Source organism: Mariniphaga sp. (assembly GCF_041687215.1).
GTDB lineage: Bacteria > Bacteroidota > Bacteroidia > Bacteroidales > Prolixibacteraceae > Mariniphaga.
On the sequence record NZ_JAWLCI010000012.1, the window covers coordinates 46,207 to 66,385 of the forward strand.

The following is a 20,179-nucleotide window of genomic DNA, read 5'->3' on the forward strand; positions in this document are numbered from 1 at the left end:
ATTTTTTATTTCGTTTTAATTTTAATGGTTGTTTCGTCGCCCTCTTTTTTGGGCTTGGTTACCTCAATGCTTTCAATATCATCAGGTTTAATTTTTTTCAATGCCTCAGCATCTACCTTTTTCCCGTTAAGGAAATAAACCGTACCGGCATCGCCCGGATAATTTAAAAGAATGGGGAACCGGTTGTATTTCTCAGCCAGTTCTCGATGTTTTTCAGATAATTCACGTTGCCTGTCAGCCATAATTCGTGCCTGTTCTTCAATTTTTTGCCGTTGTTCTTCACTTAAAAAACGCTGTCTTTCAGCGAGTTCTCGTTGACGGGCAACCATTTCTTCAATTCGTTCCTCCGACCATTCCGCTTTTGGTGAATTTACATAAAATGCACTGGGTCCCTGATTATTAATTTTATAAAGATTTTCGAGACCGCGTAAATTCAGTGCCTGGCTGAGTTGCGAAACATTGGAAAGATCGATATTGCCCTGAAGTTCGACCAGATTTGTGGCCGTCTGCGAATGGGTTACCAAAGCCAGTGACTCAATTTTTTCCTGGTTTTTTTTCAGGAAAACTTTTACATCTTCACCCATCTGCTTTTCAGTTTTAAACAATGAAAAATTTTGCTTTTTATAATAATCCAAAATGACCTGATGAATTTCGGCAGCCAATTCGTCGGGTTCTGTTTCGCCGGCAGTTGAAACACCACCCCGAAAAACACCGGTTTGAGAGACAACCAGGATATTATCCAGACTTTTTAGTGCATCAAAAACCGGCGATTGTTCGTCGATGTTACGTTTTTTAATGTACAAATCGAACATGTCGGAAGTAATTTGGCTGGCACTGAATCCATTTTGATCTGCATATTTTTCGGTTAGTTCCTCAAAAAGTTTCTGTTGCGACCAACCGGCAAATGGAATTACACAAATTGTAAAAATGAGCAAAATTTTTTTCATGACTTTTCTATTTTTAGTTTACTATTATTTCTACATTTTCATCTATCCAAAGCACCAGCATTTCGTTTTGTTCTTCAGGCTGAATACTTTTTGAAATCCTGAACAACGCCTCTTCCAAAACGAAAAATTCGTTTTCCATTTTTTGATTTCTTTCAGCACGGATTCCAAGGAAAATGCTCAAAATAATGAGTACTGAAGCAGCCGCTGAGGTCATGGAATAAATCCACATCCGGCGGGATTTGCTTTTTCTCTCCTTTTTCCGAATGTTTATAAAAATGGAATCTTCCAAATCGTCAGGTACAGAAGCATCATGCCTGAAATAACCGAAAATATTTTTTTCAACTGAATCCAAATCAGAAGACATGACTTCTGATTTTAACACTTTTTCCTCTTCTTCCGTGGTTTCTCCCCTATAATATTTTTCCAGCAAATTGTCTTTTGTCTTCATAATTGTAAATTTTTTCCACCTCCTCTTTCACTTTCTGTCGTGCCCTCGAAAGTATCACACGGATGTGGGGTTCTTCAATCCCTGTCATTTCTTTTATTTCGACATAGGCAAATCCATCGATATCACGCAACCGGATAATTTCCCGGTATTTTTCCGGAAGTTTTTCAATGGCATGGTGCACCTGTTCATATTTCTCTCTTAAATCCGGATTCACTTCTCCCGCTTCAATCTGATAGAACTGCTGTTCGCCGTTTTCACTAAAGTTTACAATGCGCTTCCGTTTCAGCAAATCGAAACTGTAATTTTTTGCGGCAGCAACGATGTAACCCTGCAGGTTATGACATTTGACAAGTTCGTGTCTTTTTGCCCAAAATTTGACCATCAACTCCTGCACGGCATCCCTCGTTTCTTCCTCGTTTTTCAGTATTCGTTTCAGCATCGGATACAGCTTCCGGGAATATGGCAAAACGCTATTTTTAAACTCGTCTTCGGTCATTTGTTATTATGGACGATTATCCTTTAGTTTTATAACAACAAATCAGTATTTTGCTGAAAATAAAATTACAAAGCTTTCAGTTTTTAATGAATTAGGTATTTTTGCACCTTTTAATTGAAATGAGTTTTACGCACTTTTTAACCTTTCTGTTTATTGGTGTCGGATTGAGTTTCGATTCGTTTGCGGTGTCGGTTTCGTGTGGATTGATGAAACAGGAAATCCGGTTTAAACAAGCAGTTCCCATTGCCATTTCACTGGCATTTTTTCAGGCTGTTTTTCCGGTAATTGGCTGGTTCGCAGGAAAAACCATTCACAATTTTATCAGCTCATTTGACCATTGGATTGCCTTCGGATTGCTGGCTTTTATTGGAATTAAAATGATTGCAGAAGGAACAAAACCCAATGGCACGCTTCAAAATTTTAATCCCTTCAGAAAAAGGGTCATTATAAGTCTCTCCATTGCCACCAGTATCGATGCTTTGGTGGTGGGACTTAGTTTCGGGTTCCTCGAAGTGCCCATTTTATTTCCGGTATTAATCATTGGTGCCATTACATTTATTGCGTCCATGCTTGGCATGTTGTTCGGGAAAAACATTCCGGCCAATCGCAGCAAACAATCGCTCATTCTCGGAGGAATTATTTTGTTTGGAATGGGAGTGAAAATTCTGGTTGAACACACCTTTTTATAGTTTTGCATTGATGAAAATCGGAAACCTCATACTGGAAGGAACCCCGCTCTTTCTGGCGCCCATGGAAGACGTCACCTACAAATCGTTTCGGTGGATGTGCAAAAAATACGGCGCCGATGTGATGTACACTGAGTTTGTGTCGTCGGAAGCGCTGGTGCGTGATGTAAAAAAATCGAAGCAGAAAATGGTTTTGTTCGATTTTGACCGCCCGGTGGCCATTCAGATTTACGGGCACAACATCGAATCGATGGTAGAAGCAGCAAAGGTTGCTGAAGAAATGCAGCCCGATTTTATCGACATCAACTTTGGCTGCCCCATGAAAAAAATTATTCGTCATGGAGCCGGGGCTGCCATGCTACGCGACCTGCCCAAAATGCAGCAAATGGCTGCCGAAATTGTAAAAGCGGTGAAGGTTCCTGTAACGGCAAAAACCCGACTGGGATGGGACAAAAATGATAAACCGATTTTGGACACTGCCCTCCGTTTACAGGATGCCGGAGTTGCTGCGCTGGCCATTCACGGGCGCACCCGCGAGCAGCTTTATACCGGCGTGGCCGACTGGACGTTGATTGGCGAAGTAAAAAACCATCCGCAAATTAAAATTCCGATTATTGGAAACGGTGACATTACCGGCGGTGAAAAAGCCAAAACCTTGCTGGAACAGACAGGGGTGGATGCGCTGATGATTGGCCGGCCTGCCATTGGCCGCCCCTGGATTTTCAGAGAAGTGAAACATTACCTGAAAACCGAAGAAACACTTCCGTCTCCAACGGTTACTGAAGTGGTTGAAAATGTAAAAGAGCAACTGCAGCTCAACCTCGAATGGAAAGACAACGAGCGCTCAGCCATTTTAATGATGCGCCGCCATTTTGCCAAATATTTTCCGGGACTGCCCAATTTCCGCGAATTGAAAATCAGGCTGTTGCGTGCCGAAACCAATGCCGAAGTAACTGATATTCTGGATGAAATTGTGGAGAAGTATGGAGATGTGAGGCCGGATTATGAGGAATAAAGTCCATATTTTTCCTTTACTTCTTCGTGCGGAGTTACCCGGCCTTCTTCGATATCTTTAAGTCCCCTCTCGATTCCGGATTTCTGTTCCAGTGTCAGGATATGCCACCAGTCCTCTTCAGATGATGTTGAATCTTTAACAAGCTTCAGGTATTCAATGGTTTCATCATCATCGAGTTTGGTAAGCCATTCAATTAATTCCAGTTTTATAGCATCGTGTCCCATCATTTTTTTTTCAAATTTACGAATTCCTGATAATCTATCGCACCACCAGCTTTTGCGACGGACTCCTTTTGTTGTCGTACTCCACAAAATAGTGGTAAACGCCGCTGCTGTAATCCGAAACATTCAACAGCAGGTGGTCGGTGTGGTTGTCGATATTAAACCGTTGAATTTGCTTGCCGCTGTTGTCAAAAAGATAAAGAGTCCCTTCCCTTACTTCCGGAGGTAAAGTGTATGCTACTTTTAACTGATTGTTTGCCGGATTTGGAAAGGCCTTCAGATTAAACCCCGGAGTCTCATTTTCCAGAAAAGCGCTCACAACCGGTGTTCCGAGCAAACTGTAAATGTTGGTCCACACTTTTTCAGGCCAGACCGAAAAATCGTAGCAATACGAAAACAGTTTGTACGTGTTCTCGCCGGTTTTGTGGATGTAGTTATACAATGCGCCGTCGATAAAAACCACTTGCGAACCGTCTTCGTTGATGATTTTGCTATCGTACTCGTAATACTGCAGGGTCTCATTATATTTATAAAAAGTACAGAGCAGCTCAATTCCGGCATCATTGTCGAACAGTTTTTCCGACAGAAATTTAATATCGTACAAATAAAAACCTGCAGGAACGTTGCAGTTAATGGTTTTAAACAGCGAATGGTCAAGGTTATAAATCCGGCATTGTGCCAAAGGAACATCCATCAAATAGTACTTATAGCCGAGCGTTTCAAATTCAACCACCGAGGTGGAATAGTCGTACTTCTTTTCGAGGGTAACCTGGGCATTTGCTGATGTATAAATCAGCATGAACATGGCAAAAGCAAGGATTGATTTCATAGTAGTTAATTTTTACCTCATCAGTTGCAATCCTTCGTTTGCTGAAGCATCGCCCGGATTGTTCAATTTTACTTTGTTAAAAAGCACTTTGGCCTGGTTGTAATTCCCGGTGAAATAGGAAGTCCAGGCCAACATGAGCAGCCCGTCGTAATCGAACGGGTACAAATCCACCACTTTTTTGAAAAGCGGCAGCGCTTTGTCGTAGTTTTTGCGCTCGTAATAAATCAACCCCAAACGGTACATCGCCACTGTATTGTTGGGATGAATTTCGAGAATTTGGTCGTAAAGTTCTATCACTTCGTCCCACTGGCCCTGCGCTGCTTTGGGCAGAATTAAACCAAACCGGGCTTCTTCGGAGTAAGGCATCAATTGCTGTGCGCGCAAATAGTATTTAACCGATTCATCAAACCGTCCGGCATTGTACCAGAGCCAGCCCATCCGCAGGTTGATTTCGTACGCCGACTGGTCATAAACTTTATTCAGTTCTCCGGCAGCAGCCGGATAATCTTTGGCGTTTTCCAGTTCGTAGCTTCGGGCAAACGCCTGTTCCAGCGTTTCCTGATTAACCTGCGCACTGCCTGCCAAAACAGTAATCATCAAAATCAGCAAGCTTATTTGTATTCTTAAAAATTCCATGATATTCCGGCTGTTAAAGTATGTTTCATATAGTTGTAATTCACTGAATTGCTTTCAACAAGATTTGTATAAACCCTGTACTTTTCTGTAACGTCCTGGCTAAGATAACGCAAAACAAACTGATATTTTTTGCCGGTGGGAAAATAAATGCTTCCCGAAAATTTCTGTTCCGAAACACCCGGGAAATTGGACACCACGTAACCACCAGCTTCGATAAAATTTTCCATTTCGCCGTTCAGATACTGTCCGTAAAAATGTACCGGTCCCAACTGCGCTCCTCCTGAAATGCCAAAGGTGTTGAATCCGAAACCATTTTCTTCGCTGCTTTTGAAATACACCCGCGGTGTGAAGTAAAAATTCAGGTTCGAAAACGGATATACGGTTAGCCAGGCTGAAAGCTGTGTAAATTTCTGGTCGGTTATGTTGGCCAGGTTCATTTCCGCTCCCGGCGAAAAACCTCCAAAATGCGACCAGACTGAAGTGGAAAAAACGAAATCAGAAAAACGTGAGGAAGCATTATAAAACATCTTCATCTGGTTTCCGGTAAAACCTCCGGCAAAAAAATCATAACTACCCCAGATGGCTGAAATTGAAGGAGAAATATTCAATTTTTTACCCAACAAAAATTGTGGATTTAAATAGTATTGAAACTGATTGGTTTCCATCGGAAAACTATTCGCGGACCCCCAATCAATTTGCTGCTCACGGTTTAGGCCAACGTAAGTCAGATTATGATTCACACTAATCCCCGGTGTTATCCGGTGACTGAGGTCGAACGATTCAAAATGGTAATTTTTCAGGTAAAACGCTTCGCCGTAATCTTCGCCCACACCGGCCTGTTGACCGTGAGGCGCTGCGTTTAAGGTTTCAAAATCGGGATTGAAACTGTACCCAGCTTCCAATCCCACTCTGGTGATTTTCTTTTCAGAAAAACTGATTTTATCCTGCATCTCAGGCGAAAAACTGCCTGCCACTTTAGATGCTTCCGATGCCCGTCCACCCCAAAGCAGGCTGTAATAGAGGTATTCCTGCAACCATTCAAACGACTGGTCGCTTTCCCATGCTTTCAAAAACCATTCGCTGGCAATACGATATTTTTTCAGATTGTAGTAAGCAATACCGGTGCGGGCCTGCAGGTAGAAAAAATCAATATCCTGGCGGCGGGCTTCTTTTGAGTAATCAATGAGTTCCGTCCATTTTCCCTGCATGTAGAGTTCGTACGAAACTTTATCCACTTCGGGGTAATTGAGCTTTTGCTGCGCCTGAACCGCCAGCAAAAACAGGGTAAGTACCACTATCAATCCTATTCGTTTTTGCATGTCATTTTCAACTTTGCTTCATTTATTTCTATTGAAATTTCAAAATTGCCTTTTTGGTTGATATCAATTTTACTTGTGCATGCTTTTATCTTTCTGCCAGCAACTTTTTTCGTGATTTCAGCTTCCATTTTCACGGAGTCCGACGACAGAATGTCTCCGGTTTCCTTCAAGGTAAGTTCATATTCGGCTTTCAGAAACAGGAAAAGTGGTGCTGCAAAATCCTGCAGGAACTTCAGGATGCCACCAAAAAGCTGGTGAACTGGTAATGTGTCGTAAATCCGGCTTCCGGCCTGAAATCCCACCGGAACCTTAAACAGCGAAACATAGAACCAAAACAGCGGCGAATATTTCCTGCCGGTGAAATTGGTAAAGAAGTGCATGTCGCCCTGGTTGTACAAATAGGCCCGTCCGTTGTGTTTTTCGCAGCGGAGAAAGGTGGTGTTATATACATCAGTTTCGGCCACCCATTCATATTCGCCGGCCAGTTTTTTCCATCTGGTTTTTTCCGAATCCACTTCTACTTCAACTTTTATCCGCCGTCCGGGAATAAAATGTAACGCTTTATTTAAGACTTCATTTTTGGACGGATTGACCAAAACCTCGTCTTTTTTCGGAAAATCGAATGATTTCAGGGAGTAGCCGGATTCTTCCTTCAGCAAATAATGGCCAAACGGATAATCGATGGTGGTGGAGCCTACATACGGATTTGCCTGAAACTGAAAGTGCAGGTGCGGGTAAGGTGAACGACCCGAGTTTCCGCAGCGGCCAATCATTTGCCCTTTTTTTACCGCATCGCCGGTTTTTACCTCCACCGACTGAAATTTCAGGTGGCTGAGTTTGGAGTACAAATAGTCGTTGTGTCTAATAATCACCGTATTTCCCCAGTTGTCTTTTGTGTTCAACTCGCCGATGGTGTTGTCGGGAATATTATTTATCACCTCGGCCACAGTGCCGTCGGCAGGCGCCAATACGGCCTTCCCAAAACAGAAATAATCTTCGGCAAAATCGCCTGAATTTTTAAATTGCTGCCCTTCGCGATTGGAGATAATAAAATCAAACGCATGACGCCAGGCGCCTTTGTGGGTATGTTCGCCATTGTGTGCCTGGCTTACCGTCCACTCGCCGTAAAACGGAAGGGCTGCCGAAACCGGGTAAGCCGCCGGGAAACGTTTCATGTTTCCGGAATAGAGGTACAGGTTTTTTTCCGGTTTTCCCAGTTGTACCGGCGTTTCAATTAAATGCCGCGGGCGTTTTTCGCGCAGTTTCAGCGCATACAGAAAGGTTAATACAATTACGTTGAATGGCAGCGAATAGGGCGAAATGCGGAACAGCACAAAAAGCTGCTGGGTGCTGGTGGTAATTAAAACCACCGCCGGAAGCAGGAGAATAATCCAGCCAAAACTAGCCCTTCCCGGCACGAGGTAGTACCCGCCCAGCGCAATGGCCGTTAATATGTAGTTGAAGCCAATAAACGTATAGCCCAGTGAGTCGAATTCGATGCCCACCAGCCGGTAAAACAAAAAAGCGACACCATAACCCAGAACAGACAGAACAAAAGTGATGCGCGAATAGATGAGCAGACCCAATGCGATGATAATCCCGGCCAGTAAATGGGTTTGAAAAAAAATGGCGCCCAGGGAATTAAAATAAATCCGGATGAACGATGAGGGAATGCTTTTTTCAAGAAAATCGTAAAAATTGACGAATGATTTTCCGCCCAGCGCATAGAGTTCGTTGTACACAAAAATGCCGCGTTCGCTCAGGTTGAGCGCCGACAAACTGTTGGCCGAAAGCGCCACAATCCAGATGGTGAGCAAAAACGGAACACTCAAAAACGGAAGGCCGTATTTTCCCAAAACCCCCTGAAAAACAACGGTGAGGAAAAAGCAGAAAAGTGCAGTAACGGCCACCAATATATAAACTTCAGGTGATGGCTGGTAGTACAATCCCACGCCCAGGCCTACCAGCAGCGCATTAAAACCGTAAAGTCCCGAGCGCAGGTAATACGAATTGTAACCCAGCCCCCAGGCCAGTGCGTTGGCAATAAGCACTGCCACCAAACCGCCAATGCCGGCGCCGTAATCAAAAAAACTGATGGCTACCAGAAATACCGCCAGCGTTTTCGAGGTGGAAAAAAACACCTGCGAATAGCTGTTGAGGATGGAATGAAGGATTTCCTTTGCGGTGGCTATGTTTTGGTTTTCCGCCATCTTTAATTTTTATATTTTCCCGCTGATTTCGCAGATTTTCGAAGAAAATACTGTTTATAAATCTGCGGTTATCTGCGCAATCTGCGGGAGATTTATTTACAAGATTTCATTCAAAATTAGTTTTTCAATTTTCCTTTTCCTTCAATGTTTCCAAATCTTCTTTTTTTCTGATTATATGGGTTTTCCCCTCCAAATCAATCAAAACCACATTGGGGCGGTAGGTGATAAACTGCATCCACTGGGTGACATTGTATGCGCCAATACGTTCGATAACCAACTGGTCACCGGTTTTTACATGTGGAAAATTAATGGCGTCGCGAATGACGTCGATGTTCATACATAGCGGCCCGTAGATGGTGGTTTCTTCCACGTATTCCGAACCCGGTTTACTGGGGTAAACCCCCAGATTGTACCAAAACGAGGTAAAAAGCAGGTTCACTCCGGCATCGATGATGAGGTTGCGCCGCCCAATTGATGAACGTTTATTGGCCAGAACAGTGGTGAGTAAGTAGCCGGCATCGTCAATCAGCGCACGACCGGTTTCCAAAAACAACGCCGGCAGGTTTTCATGCGGAATTTCCGAAGAAATGAGCGCGTTGGTAATGGCTTCGGCGTACTCATCGAACGACGGACAGGTTTCTGAGCCAGGCATGTAAGCGCCTTTCAGTGTGTTTTTGGAGGCAAATCCGCCGCCCATATCGATGTATTTCAGCCAGTGGTTAAACTTCCGGTGAGTTGCCATCATCAGGTTAGCCAGTTTGGACGCCGCAATTCCGTATGCCGAGGTTGCCATAATGTACGTCCCGATGTGGGTGTGCAGGCCAATCAGTTCCAGCTTTTCGGCCAGCATTATGCGGTTGATGGCGTTCCAGGCCTCGCCGTTTTCGTAGTTAAACCCAAACCGGTCCCACATAGGATAAATGCCGGTGTCCATATTAATACGAATGGCAACACGCGCTGTTTTGTCCAGCTTACGGATAATTTCCATCAGCAGATACAATTCATCGAAATGGTCGATGTGAATGCAGGCGTTGTGGTTGATGGCCAGCTCCAAATCATTAGCCGACTTTTCAGGGCCGTTAAAAAGGACTTGCGAACCGTTCACGCCCAGTGCAAGGGCTTTTTCAAACTCAAAACCCGAAACCACTTCGGCCCAGGCGCCTTCATCCTGAAAGATTTTACACACTGCATCGAGGTAGTTTGTTTTGTACGACCAGGCAAACTGCACTTTCGGGTAGCGGGTTTCAAACGCCCGGCGCGCCTCGGAAATCGTGTTTCGGATGGTTTTCTCAGAAAAAACGAACACAGGCGAACTGTATTCTTCCATCAGTTTTGAAACCGGAATTCCGTCTATTTCCGAAATAATTTTTGGTTTGGCGGGAAGCCCGAATTTACTGGGCATTCCGGCGGTTATTTTACTGATAACCGGTTTTTCGTATTTGATTTTTTCCATTTTTAAATTTCTTTATTCATTGAAATGGCAGCAAATTTTTCCAAATCCACAATCATGTCGTAGGAATAGCGCACAAACATTTTCCCTATTTTATAATGCTGCATCAGTTCAACTTTCATGCCGAGCGCCAGTTTTACCAACGCCTCGGGAATGTTTTGCCCGGCACCCACGGCCAGATAGACCCATGCCGGAATGCGCGGATTGATTTCGATGAGGTAGTATTCGCCAGCATTGGTTTTAATCAATTCCAGTTCCATGCCGCCTTTCCATTTGGATTTCTGAAAAAGCGACCGGGTGAGTTCCATCATTTTATCGTCGGCCAGGGTTATGCCGCCCCATGCTTTTCCTTTATCTGTGATGTATTGTTTCCGCATGGGTACGGCCGCCACAGTGTTGCCTTTTCCGTCGCCAAGCGCCACCACGTTCACCTCAGTTCCGGCAACAAATTCCTGTGCAATAACCGGCAATCCCCATTTCGATGAAATTTTCAGGAAAGCCTGTTTCACCTGTTCTTTATTGGCAGCCAGGTGCGCATCGTAAAACTGGCCTTTCACCATCACCGGGTAATCGAATTTATCTTCCATTTCGGTAATTTGACCCAAACTGCCCAGGTTAATGCTTGATGGCACTCTAATACCATACTTTTTGCCAAACTCGGGCAGCCGGTGTTTTTCGCGTTCCTGAAACTGCTGCAATGTGGGTAAAAAGGTATGAATTCCCTGCTTGTGCAGTCGTTCTTCATTTTTCATAAACGAATAAAGCTCTGCATCGAAATTCGGAATAAGTACATCTATTTTTTCCTGCTGGTGGATGTGTTCGATACGTTCAATCAGCTCGTCGGAACCGGCAGAAGGGTAAGGAATCTGGAAAATGCGGTCGCACAAGCCTTCCATATAAATCCCGGGTTCAAGATTTTCGTAAACCAGACCGATGATGCGAACGTCGAATTCTTCCGATTCTTTAACGCCACGAATTACCGGAACACCCGGCCCGGGATTGTCGGTATTATTTAACCCGGTAACAGCCAGTGTAATGTGCTTCTTTTTCATTGTGTTTAGTTAAAATCCAGCGGGTTGCTCTGAACAGTTATTTGATGATGCTTTAATAACGTGCAGAATTCATAAAAGTCTTTTTCAAAACTCAAATCGTCCACATCATATTTTGCAAGGAAAGCTTCCTTGATTTCGTCCAGTTCTTTTTCTTCTTCAATCATTTTCATCAATTCAAGTCCCGATGGATTCAGGCTGAACGAGTCGCCGGTTTTCTGGTTGAAAACAAACCCGTTGTCGCTGATTTTTACTTCTGGTGCAATTTTCATTTTCCCTTATTTTTACTCGTAATTTTCTGATTTCTTTTTGGTTCTTTTCTTCTTCGAATTTAGAACATTTCTTTAAAAAATGCACTTAAAGTTTAATTTAAATAAAATTGGAGAAACAAAACAAGAATTTGTTTCTCCAGTCTGGTTGTGAGTTGTTTAACTCAAAAACTAAAACTCTGTTGTTTCTGAAACTCCGTTTGTTGTAACTGTAACTTTATTGTCACACTCGCCATCGCCATAATCAAATACCTGCAGGATGCCGTTGGTGTTGATTTCAACCACACCGCTAACCGGACCAAAACAGCCGTTTTTATAAATTAGGGGTGATGTAATCTGAAAACTAAACTCCAGTCCGTCTTTGTTTACACCTGCACCGGAACCAGTAACCGACCAAACATCATCAGCAAAAAGAAGGGTTTCTTGGCCTTCAACCATCTCACTTAATTTTTCACATTCCCAGGCCATTTCGTCACCATCGGCATAAATCAGTTTTCCGCCGGTTACTTTTTTGGTAAAAGTGAGGTTCCCGTTTTCGTTTTCTCCGTTGTTCAGAATGGTTTTGGTTCCCTGCAGATTGTTGTCGTTGAAGTAATAATCTTCAAATGTTATCTCACGAAATGAACCCTCGTTTCGCCACCAGTCAGACAGTGTTACATGAATTTTTCCCCTGCGCAGGTTTCCGTTAAATGTTTCGCAGTTTTCGTCGCCGTAGTCCAGTGTCCAGTTTCTCGGCCAAAACTCGCCACTTTCATTTTCGTGAATGGTAACTGTCAAACATCCCAACAATTCTGCTGATTTCAAATCGTCCTCATCGCCACTGGTAATTGTTTCTTCTGAATCGAAATTAAAAGCGCCGAAAAGAGCAAGGTAATCTTTGGCTTCAGTTCTCAAAGCTAAATCCTCCACATCGTTTTTGTTACACGAATTCAGCATAGCCAAACCGACTGCCAAAACAACCAACACAATAAATTTTCCTGATTTTCTCATGACTTTCAAATTTTAATGAATAAAGATTTTTTGTATCAGAATTAAGACACACTCTGGATTAAAAACTTGCGTACAGGTAAAAAAATTGTTTGGATTTTTTAATTACTCAGGATAATCGAATGGCTGAATTGTTTGCCATCGGCTAAATGTAAAACAAGAAGGTAATTGCCGGATGGTAAATTAAGGGCAATGCCGGATTCATTTCTTTCAATAAACCCCTTTTTTACAAGTAACCCCAAGGTGTTAAAAACAGAATATGTGCAATTATCAGCAATGCCTTCAATATGAATTTTTCCGCTTGTAGGATTCGGGTAAATCCGGTATTTTTCTTTTTGAATTTCAGGAGTTGAAGTGGCTGTTAACTGCATTGAATCTGATGCGATTAGCATTGGTGATCTGTTTGTGTTGTAATACATATTTTTAAAACGATGAATATCTTCATCTGTTTCGGCATGTTCAAATAACTCATGCATCCAACTTTCCGGCGCCGTTTCGTAATGCAGCAAAAACTTCACGTCAGCAGCATTTCCCACTTTAGATATTGGAAAGGCGTAGATGATGGATTCCATGCCCAGACCGGAAAAATAATCAGAATCGATTGTGGCTTTGCCAACAACTTTTACAGTGTCATAATTTAAGTGCGACGAGCTAAATCCCTCGGGTACTATTCTGTTATCTTTTAACGGCACATAAGCTTTTTCCAAAACGGTGGTTACCTTTCCCTGTGTATCACCCATCACAAATTCGTAAATTTGAACCTGATTTTCGTTGTTTATGATTTCGTAATGAGGTTCGAAGTGATCATCATCTCCATTTACAAGAGCGGTTGTTCCTTGTTTCCCTGAATGAAAAAGAGTGTCTGAATCCTGAATTAGCAGACATTCAAGGTAAGCCCTGCGGCTCGGAAAACCGGTTGGAAATTTGTGCCCTGCTTTATTTTTTAAAAGAACCTGAACAAAAACAGAGTCATTTTGATGGTAATATTCGCTGATGCTCAAATCTACGGTACTTTCGGTTAACAATTTTTTTGTGCGGTTGATGGTTTCGGCCAGAAACTCCTCTCCTGAATGAAGTTGTAACTCTTCGTGATTCTCTTTTAAAAGGTTCAGCATAAAAACGTTTCCGCCCGTCAAATCATGAATTCCAAACGGTTCGCGTCCGGGAGAAAATCCAGGCCGGCTGCTGATTTTTATGGGTTCATTCAATTGGGGAAAATGACAAGATTGGCAAGAAATATTTTGTTCTCCATAAATGGAGTTTTCCCATTCATGATAAAGTGCTTGTTCAACAAATGTTTCACCGGTTGGTTCGCCATGTTCATCCACAGAATTCGTGAACAAGGAATGGCAGGAGCCACAAAGTCTTGAGTCGTTTATTTTTTCAGAATAAACCGGCGTAAATCCTGTATTCGCAACCATTTGAGCAGTTAACGGACTTTGATAAGGTCCGTAAATTTCTTTTGTATCGTTTATTCCAAAATTTCCGGAAAACAACGGCGAACTGAAATCGTTTATCTGGTGACATACCGTGCAGGATACGCCATCTTTCCCTAATTCATCTTCTACTAAATCATCCAGCGTGTAATAGTCTGACGAGGTTAAAAATGCATTCACCATTCCCATGGGTGCATGACATCGGGTGCAAACATTTTCGAGCGCCTCTTTGTGTGCAGGATTTACTATTCCTTCGTGCTTTACTTTTGCTTTCCAAAACGGGTCTTTTGCGGAATTAGCAAGCATGGTGCTACGCCAGCGGGCAACAGGTGAAACATCATTCCCCTGACTGTCGCGTAAAGCAAAATCACTGGTTGAATGACACAAAATACAAGCACCTGAAGTTGAAAACCAGGTGTTTGATTTGTCAGGCAGTTCCTGTGTAACTATCAGATAGCTTGAAAGCAACAATGCCAAAACCAGGGCGACTACATATAAAACAGCTGGCAATTTCATGATTTTCTTAATTGAATGTATAATTATTTGACACCACCTGGCTTAAAAGCTTGCGAACGAATAAAAAAGTTGAATTTTTTATTCCGATTTCCTTTTCACCTTCTTTCTTTTTCCTTCAATCCAGTTGTAAACAATAGGTAAAACCATAAGCGTTAGCATAGTAGAAGTAATCAATCCGCCAATAACCACTGTAGCCAGCGGGCGTTGCACCTCGGAGCCGGGGCCGGTGTTAAATGCCATGGGAATGAATCCGAGACTCGCTACCAGAGCAGTCATTAATACCGGACGTAAACGGTCGGCTGCACCGTCGATAATGGATTTTCGAAGGAGCGTGTCTCCATTTTTTCGCAGTTCGTTGATGTGGTCAACCAGAACTATACCATTGAGTACCGCCACACCAAACAACGCTACAAAACCAATGCTTGCCGAAACCGACAGGTACATTCCACGTACCCAAAGCAGGAAAACCCCGCCAGAAAGTGCAAATGGAAGATTGAGCAAAATAAGCAGGGCATATTTCATTTTGCCAAAGTTGAGGTAAAGCAGACCGATTATAATAAAAATGGAAAGCGGAACCACGAGCAGCAGATGACGCATTGCCCTGCGCTGATTTTCGAAAGTGCCGCCGTATTCAATAAAATAACCAGGTGGAATGGCAGCTTTTTGAGCAATTTCCTGTTCCAGGGTTGAAACGTAAGTGCCTAGGTCGATATCCTTTATGTTGATAGCTACAATTAACCTGCGCCATCCGTTTTCCCGCTGAATCTCGCGCGGACCTTCCTGGAGTTCAATGTTTGCCACCCGCTTAAGGGGAACAAAATCGCCACTGGGTAAATGCACCGGAATATCCTGAATTTTATACAGTTCGTCGCGTACATTTTCAGGGTAACGCACCACAATGCCAAAACTGCGTTGTCCTTCATACAAAATACTAACCTCCTGACCGCCAATTCCGGCTTCAACCACTGTTTGCACCTCATTCACGTTTAACCCGAATGTGGCAACAGCTTCCCGGTCAATCTCAATGGTTACATAAGGCTGTCCGGCTGTTTGTTCCACGTAGTAATTATCAGTTCCAGGCACGGTTGGAAGCAAATTGGAAATGTTTTCCCCAATCAGGTCGAGCATGTCCAAATCTTCGCCGTAAATTTTTACTGCCAAATCCGATTTTACACCACTGGTCAGTTCATCTACGCGCATGGCAATTGGTTGTGTAAAGTTATATGCCAATCCCGGTTCGGTTTGAAGATAAGGTTCAATCATGGCGATAATGTCTTCCTTTGTAATTCCTTTGCGCCACTCTTTTGTGGGTTTCATCACCACCCACACGTCGGTCTGATGCACTCCCATCCAGTCGTTGGCCAAATCTGACCGACCGGTTTTGGGAACCACGGTTTCAATTTCAGGAATATTTTTTTTCAACTGACCCGCCAGCCAGTCTGCATTTTCAATGGATTGGCTGAGGGTAACAGAAGGCATCCTCACTTGTTCAATCAAAATAGAACCTTCATCCAGTTCAGGCAGAAACTCGGTCCCCAGTCGTGTCATCAGAAAAAGAGAAGCGGCAAAAATAACTCCGGCAATGGAAACCACCATCCAGCGCTGGTCGAGGTATTTTTCGAGCGAACTCATGTAGCGCGGTTTCAGCCAGTTGATGAGCCGGTTTTTACGCACTTTCACTCCTTTTCGGAAAATAATGGCCGACATGGCCGGAACAAAAATCAGTGCCAGCAGCAACGACCCAAAAACAGCAGCAGCCACGGTGATAGCCATCGGACGAAACAGAATTCCCTCCATGCCGCTAAATGTCATTATGGGAACGTAAACCATCAGAATAATCAGTACCCCAAAGAAAATGGGACGAACTACCTGTAGGGCTGCACTTTTTATCACTTCTGTTTTGTCGGCATTTTTATCTTTCTGCAAACGATGAACAATGTTTTCCACCATCACCACCGATCCATCAACTACCATCCCAAAGTCGATGGCGCCCAGGCTCATCAGGTTCGCAGCCAGGCCAAACTCGCGCATGCCAATAAATGCAAAAAGCATGGAAAGCGGAATGACTGCTGCAACAATCAATGCTCCCGAAATTTCACCCAGCATGAGTAACAGTATCACAATAACCAGCAACCCTCCTTCAACCAGGTTGGTAGAAATCGTTTTTGTAGTGCGGCTTATTAAATCCGACTGGTCGTAAAATTTTTTGATTTCCACCCCTTCGGGTAAACTGGCGTTTATGTTTTCAATTTTATCTTCGATATCTGAAATAACTTCCCGTCCGTTGCCTCCGCGAAGCATCATCACAATGCCGGTAACCACCTCTCCGTTTCCATCCTGCGTTACGCCACCCTGCCTGATTTGAGTTCCAATTTCAACAGCAGCAATATCACGAATGAAAACCGGTTTGTTCTCCACATTTTTAACAATGATGTTTTCAATATCTTCCGGGGAATTGATTTGTCCAAATCCTCTGATAATGTATTGTTCATCGTTGTGTTCAATAAAATTTCCACCCGAAACGCTGTTATTGTTGGCAATGGCATCCATCACTTCTGAAATGCCGATGCCAAACATTCGGAGGCGACCGGGTTGAACGATAACATCGTATTGTTTGACAAAACCGCCAAATGAATTTATTTCGGTAACTCCTCTGACTACTTTTAACTGCGGGGCAATCAACCAGTCCTGGATTTCACGTAATTCAGTAAGGGAATAATTTTCGCCGTGCACAACATACTGGTAAATTTCACCAAGAGCAGTTGAAATGGGCCCCAATTGAGGACTGCTTACTCCGGGGGGAAGCTCTTCGGCAATGGACTGCAACCGCTGGCTCACCATTTGCCGGGCAAAATAAATGTCGGTACCTTCATCAAATTCTACTGTTACGGCTGAAAGCCCAAATTGCGAAATGGAACGGACCTGCGCTACGTCGGGCAAGCCGTTCATGGCGGTTTCAATAGGGTAGCTCACCAGTTTTTCCACATCGAAAGGTGAAAAACGGCCTGCTTTTGTAATGACCAGCACCTGCACCGGGGTAACATCGGGTAATGAATTTATAGGCAGGCGGATGAGTGAAAAATACCCGCCAACGGCCATCAAAACCACCAAAGAAAGGGCAACAAATTTTTGCCGGACACTGAATGTGATTATATTTTTAAGCATAAAAATGGATTTCTTTGGTTTTTTATTCCTCTGCAATTATATCGTAACGCGAAAGCGCCTTCAAACTGAAAACCTTTGATATAGCCACCTGTTCTCCTTCTTCAAGACCACTTTCCACAAAAATAAACCGGGGCCCGATTTCAATAATCCGGATGGTTCTTTTCTCAAATACATTTTCACTCTGCTGCACAAAAACCACCGGCTGATTTCCATCGTAGGCAAGTGCTTCTGTTGGGATTGCAATTATTTCTTTTTGGGAAGAAGAAACGATTTCGAGCCGAACATTTTCACCCGGACGGGGCCAGTTCTCCGAAGTTGAAACCATAATATTTACCACCACCGAGCGGCTGTTTTCATCGAGACCGGGATTAACCGATGAAATGATTGCACCGGTTTTTACGCCAAATGTTTCATCGCGCCGCATGATAAAAATTGAATCTCCGGTGTTGATTAGTCTTGCATCGTCGGGCGAAACATATCCGCGAACCAGTACTACCCGCGTGTCGAGAATTCGGGAAAGATTCTCCAGGGCATTTACCGACTGACCCAGTTCCACAAAGCTTTTCTCCACAATTCCGCTAATTGGTGCATGAATGTGAAGTACCGGGTCAAAATTGTCGGAAGTGGTTAGCGCTTTAATTTCATCATCGAAAACACCAAGTGCTTTCAGTTTGGCATAGGCTGCCCGAACAGAAGCTGAAGCCCGCTCATACTCTGCGTTGGCGCGTTCCAGTTCGCTCACCGAGCTAATGGTTTCTTCCACCAGTTGTTTTATTCTTTTCAGCCGGTTGGTTTGAAACTGTTCTTCGGCAAACGCCTGAAGATATTCCGAAACCAGGTTTCCATATTCCAGACTTTGAAGGTGAAACAACGCCTCACCTTTTCTTACCCAGTCGCCCTCGTTTTTATTTATTTCCCGTATTTGCCCGTCAATGGGTGTGCTGATGATGCTGGCATGATTAGGTGCAGGAAAAACTACTCCGGGTGCAAATACCACATAATCTTCAACATTTGTGGTAACCGGAACCGTTTCAATGCGCAGTTCGTTTTGCTGTTGTGTAGTGAGTTTTACCAGTAAATTTTCCTTTGAATCCTGAAGCGATGGGGGAACACCAACCTGCTCCTGAACGGTGATGGTTTTCTGGTTTTTATTTGAAGAGCAAGACGCTGTCAGTAAAATAAGCGCTGATAACAAGAATTGTACGTTGCGGTTCATATTGTTGTGTTTTTTATTCGTTTACATTTAATATACCAATTCCTGGCCCAGGTATTTTTCAAGGGCCACCAGTTGAAGGTAATAATCGCGCAGAGATTCAAGATATCTTTGTTCGCTGGTTAAATAAGTTTGCTGGGACGTAAGCAGGTTAAGCAAGTCAATCTCGCCCAGTTGGTAAGCCCTTAAACTCAGATTCTGCAAATGAGTTGCTTTCTCTTTCATGGTTAAATTGTACCTGTTAATAATTGACCGGCTCACCTCGCAGTTGTGCCAGGCGTATTCTATTTGCTGTTTTATTTCGAGAGATATTTCTTTTTGTTTCCAGTTGATTTCTTCCCGGCGCGCTGTGGCCTGGTTAATTTTTCCTTTTTGTTCAAACGGAAACCAGATGGGAATGCGCAATCCTACTTCAAAACCTTTGAAATTATATCCATCGCCAATACCCAGGTTTTGCTTGTAAAGGCTCAGGTTCAGGTCGGGGAGGTAATTGCTTTTGGCTTCTTTCAGAAAAAAATAAGTTGCCTGCAATTCATGTTGTGTTGCCAGATAGCGCGGATGGTCTTTTTGCTTTAACAGCGCTTCAATTTGAGGAATTTCAAGGTTGGTGGCCATTAGTGTATCCGAAAAGGTAATGTTATAGAGTTGTTCCTCTTCGGGAAGGCCCATGGAGAAAAACAGACCGTATCGTGCTTTATGTAAAATCCATTCACTTTGGTCAAGGTCGTTTTTCGCCTCTTCAAGCCTTAATTCGGCATTGGTTAAATCAATTCCGTTGGCCATGCCTGTTTCAAATTTGGTAAAAACTGCATTGTACAGCTCTTGCGCAAGTTTAAGCTGATTTTGCCTCGACCGTTGCAGGTAGTTTGCATACAGCACTTCAATGTAATAACTTTTTACCTCTGCCTTAATCTCACTTTCAATGGATTTTACCTCCAGTTCCAGTGCTTTTACCACTTCCGAAATTCCTTTCAGGCGGTAGGCTGTGGTTAACGGGAAATCTATTTCCTGTGAAACGGTTACCCGCTTCTCGTCGAAAACATCGCCTGGTCCGCTTCCGATTCCTTCTTTAAAATAGCTGATTTCGGGAGCTGAAATACCGGTTTCGGTGCGCCAGGCATTTTGTTTCTGTTTTAAAACAGCACGCATTTGCTGCAATTTCGTATTCTGGTCCAGTGCATAATTTACTGCATCTTTTATAGTTAGCTCATCCTGTGCTTTTAAAGTGAGAGATACGAAAAATATAAATAGTGTTAAATAATATATTTTATTCATTTTCAATATTTT

Annotated in this window: 18 protein-coding genes; 2 read left to right on the forward strand and 16 right to left on the reverse strand. The window is 43.3% G+C overall.

The window, feature by feature from the left end; all coding sequences use genetic code 11:
- Nucleotides 1-5 precede the first annotated feature (5 nt).
- The 3 genes from ACESMA_RS06790 to ACESMA_RS06800 are packed head-to-tail and all read right to left on the reverse strand — an operon-like array spanning nucleotide 6 to nucleotide 1,891.
- On the reverse strand, nucleotides 6-947 hold the full coding sequence (locus tag ACESMA_RS06790) for a DUF4252 domain-containing protein (RefSeq protein WP_372948026.1): 942 nt from the start codon (nucleotides 945-947) through the stop codon (nucleotides 6-8).
- Nucleotides 948-960: 13 nt separating this feature from the next.
- Entirely contained in the window at nucleotides 961-1,395 is a 435-nt protein-coding gene (locus ACESMA_RS06795; RefSeq protein WP_372948027.1) for a hypothetical protein, read from the reverse strand.
- Nucleotides 1,358-1,891, reverse strand: coding sequence for an RNA polymerase sigma factor (locus tag ACESMA_RS06800; protein ID WP_372948028.1), 534 nt, complete (start codon nucleotides 1,889-1,891; stop codon nucleotides 1,358-1,360). The genes ACESMA_RS06795 and ACESMA_RS06800 overlap by 38 nt, the downstream gene beginning before the upstream one ends.
- A gap of 119 nt (nucleotides 1,892-2,010) precedes the next feature.
- On the opposite strand from ACESMA_RS06800, the gene ACESMA_RS06805 reads away from it, so the two are divergent.
- Both ACESMA_RS06805 and dusB read left to right on the forward strand, forming a co-directional pair.
- Nucleotides 2,011-2,580: a manganese efflux pump MntP family protein gene (locus ACESMA_RS06805; RefSeq protein ID WP_372948029.1), complete on the forward strand. Its 570-nt coding sequence runs from the start codon at nucleotides 2,011-2,013 to the stop codon at nucleotides 2,578-2,580.
- Nucleotides 2,581-2,590: 10 nt separating this feature from the next.
- Entirely contained in the window at nucleotides 2,591-3,592 is a 1,002-nt protein-coding gene (gene dusB / locus ACESMA_RS06810; RefSeq protein ID WP_372948030.1) for a tRNA dihydrouridine synthase DusB, read from the forward strand.
- Here dusB and ACESMA_RS06815 read toward each other — a convergent pair.
- The 13 genes from ACESMA_RS06815 to ACESMA_RS06875 form a co-directional block, all read right to left on the reverse strand.
- Nucleotides 3,580-3,819, reverse strand: a complete 240-nt coding sequence (locus ACESMA_RS06815; RefSeq protein WP_372948031.1) for a hypothetical protein — start codon at nucleotides 3,817-3,819, stop codon at nucleotides 3,580-3,582. The two genes, dusB and ACESMA_RS06815, sit on opposite strands and share 13 nt — an antisense overlap.
- A 31-nt stretch (nucleotides 3,820-3,850) precedes the next feature.
- Entirely contained in the window at nucleotides 3,851-4,642 is a 792-nt protein-coding gene (locus ACESMA_RS06820; protein ID WP_372948032.1) for a T9SS type A sorting domain-containing protein, read from the reverse strand.
- Between the two features lie 12 nt (nucleotides 4,643-4,654).
- Nucleotides 4,655-5,278 (reverse strand): tetratricopeptide repeat protein, encoded by a 624-nt coding sequence (locus ACESMA_RS06825; RefSeq protein ID WP_372948033.1) that lies wholly within the window; start codon nucleotides 5,276-5,278, stop codon nucleotides 4,655-4,657.
- Complete coding sequence (locus ACESMA_RS06830) at nucleotides 5,266-6,597, reverse strand: tetratricopeptide repeat protein (protein WP_372948034.1); 1,332 nt, start codon at nucleotides 6,595-6,597, stop codon at nucleotides 5,266-5,268. The genes ACESMA_RS06825 and ACESMA_RS06830 overlap by 13 nt, the downstream gene beginning before the upstream one ends.
- Nucleotides 6,582-8,807, reverse strand: a complete 2,226-nt coding sequence (locus ACESMA_RS06835; protein ID WP_372948035.1) for an urea transporter — start codon at nucleotides 8,805-8,807, stop codon at nucleotides 6,582-6,584. The genes ACESMA_RS06830 and ACESMA_RS06835 overlap by 16 nt, the downstream gene beginning before the upstream one ends.
- 124 nt (nucleotides 8,808-8,931) lie before the next feature.
- Nucleotides 8,932-10,260, reverse strand: a complete 1,329-nt coding sequence (locus tag ACESMA_RS06840; RefSeq protein WP_372948036.1) for an alanine racemase — start codon at nucleotides 10,258-10,260, stop codon at nucleotides 8,932-8,934.
- Nucleotides 10,261-10,262: 2 nt separating this feature from the next.
- On the reverse strand, nucleotides 10,263-11,309 hold the full coding sequence (locus ACESMA_RS06845; protein WP_372948037.1) for an ATP-grasp domain-containing protein: 1,047 nt from the start codon (nucleotides 11,307-11,309) through the stop codon (nucleotides 10,263-10,265).
- Nucleotides 11,310-11,314: 5 nt separating this feature from the next.
- On the reverse strand, nucleotides 11,315-11,578 hold the full coding sequence (locus ACESMA_RS06850; protein ID WP_372948038.1) for a PqqD family protein: 264 nt from the start codon (nucleotides 11,576-11,578) through the stop codon (nucleotides 11,315-11,317).
- A 168-nt stretch (nucleotides 11,579-11,746) separates the two neighbouring features.
- Nucleotides 11,747-12,565 carry a hypothetical protein gene (locus ACESMA_RS06855; RefSeq protein ID WP_372948039.1) on the reverse strand — a complete coding sequence of 273 codons (819 nt, stop codon included), beginning with the start codon at nucleotides 12,563-12,565 and terminating at the stop codon, nucleotides 11,747-11,749.
- Nucleotides 12,566-12,663: 98 nt separating this feature from the next.
- Complete coding sequence (locus ACESMA_RS06860) at nucleotides 12,664-14,514, reverse strand: T9SS type A sorting domain-containing protein (RefSeq protein ID WP_372948040.1); 1,851 nt, start codon at nucleotides 14,512-14,514, stop codon at nucleotides 12,664-12,666.
- Nucleotides 14,515-14,592: 78 nt separating this feature from the next.
- Nucleotides 14,593-17,679, reverse strand: a complete 3,087-nt coding sequence (locus ACESMA_RS06865; protein ID WP_372948041.1) for an efflux RND transporter permease subunit — start codon at nucleotides 17,677-17,679, stop codon at nucleotides 14,593-14,595.
- Between the two features lie 22 nt (nucleotides 17,680-17,701).
- Nucleotides 17,702-18,895, reverse strand: coding sequence for an efflux RND transporter periplasmic adaptor subunit (locus ACESMA_RS06870; protein ID WP_372948042.1), 1,194 nt, complete (start codon nucleotides 18,893-18,895; stop codon nucleotides 17,702-17,704).
- Nucleotides 18,896-18,922: 27 nt separating this feature from the next.
- Nucleotides 18,923-20,167, reverse strand: coding sequence for a TolC family protein (locus ACESMA_RS06875; RefSeq protein WP_372948043.1), 1,245 nt, complete (start codon nucleotides 20,165-20,167; stop codon nucleotides 18,923-18,925).
- Nucleotides 20,168-20,179: the final 12 nt, after the last annotated feature.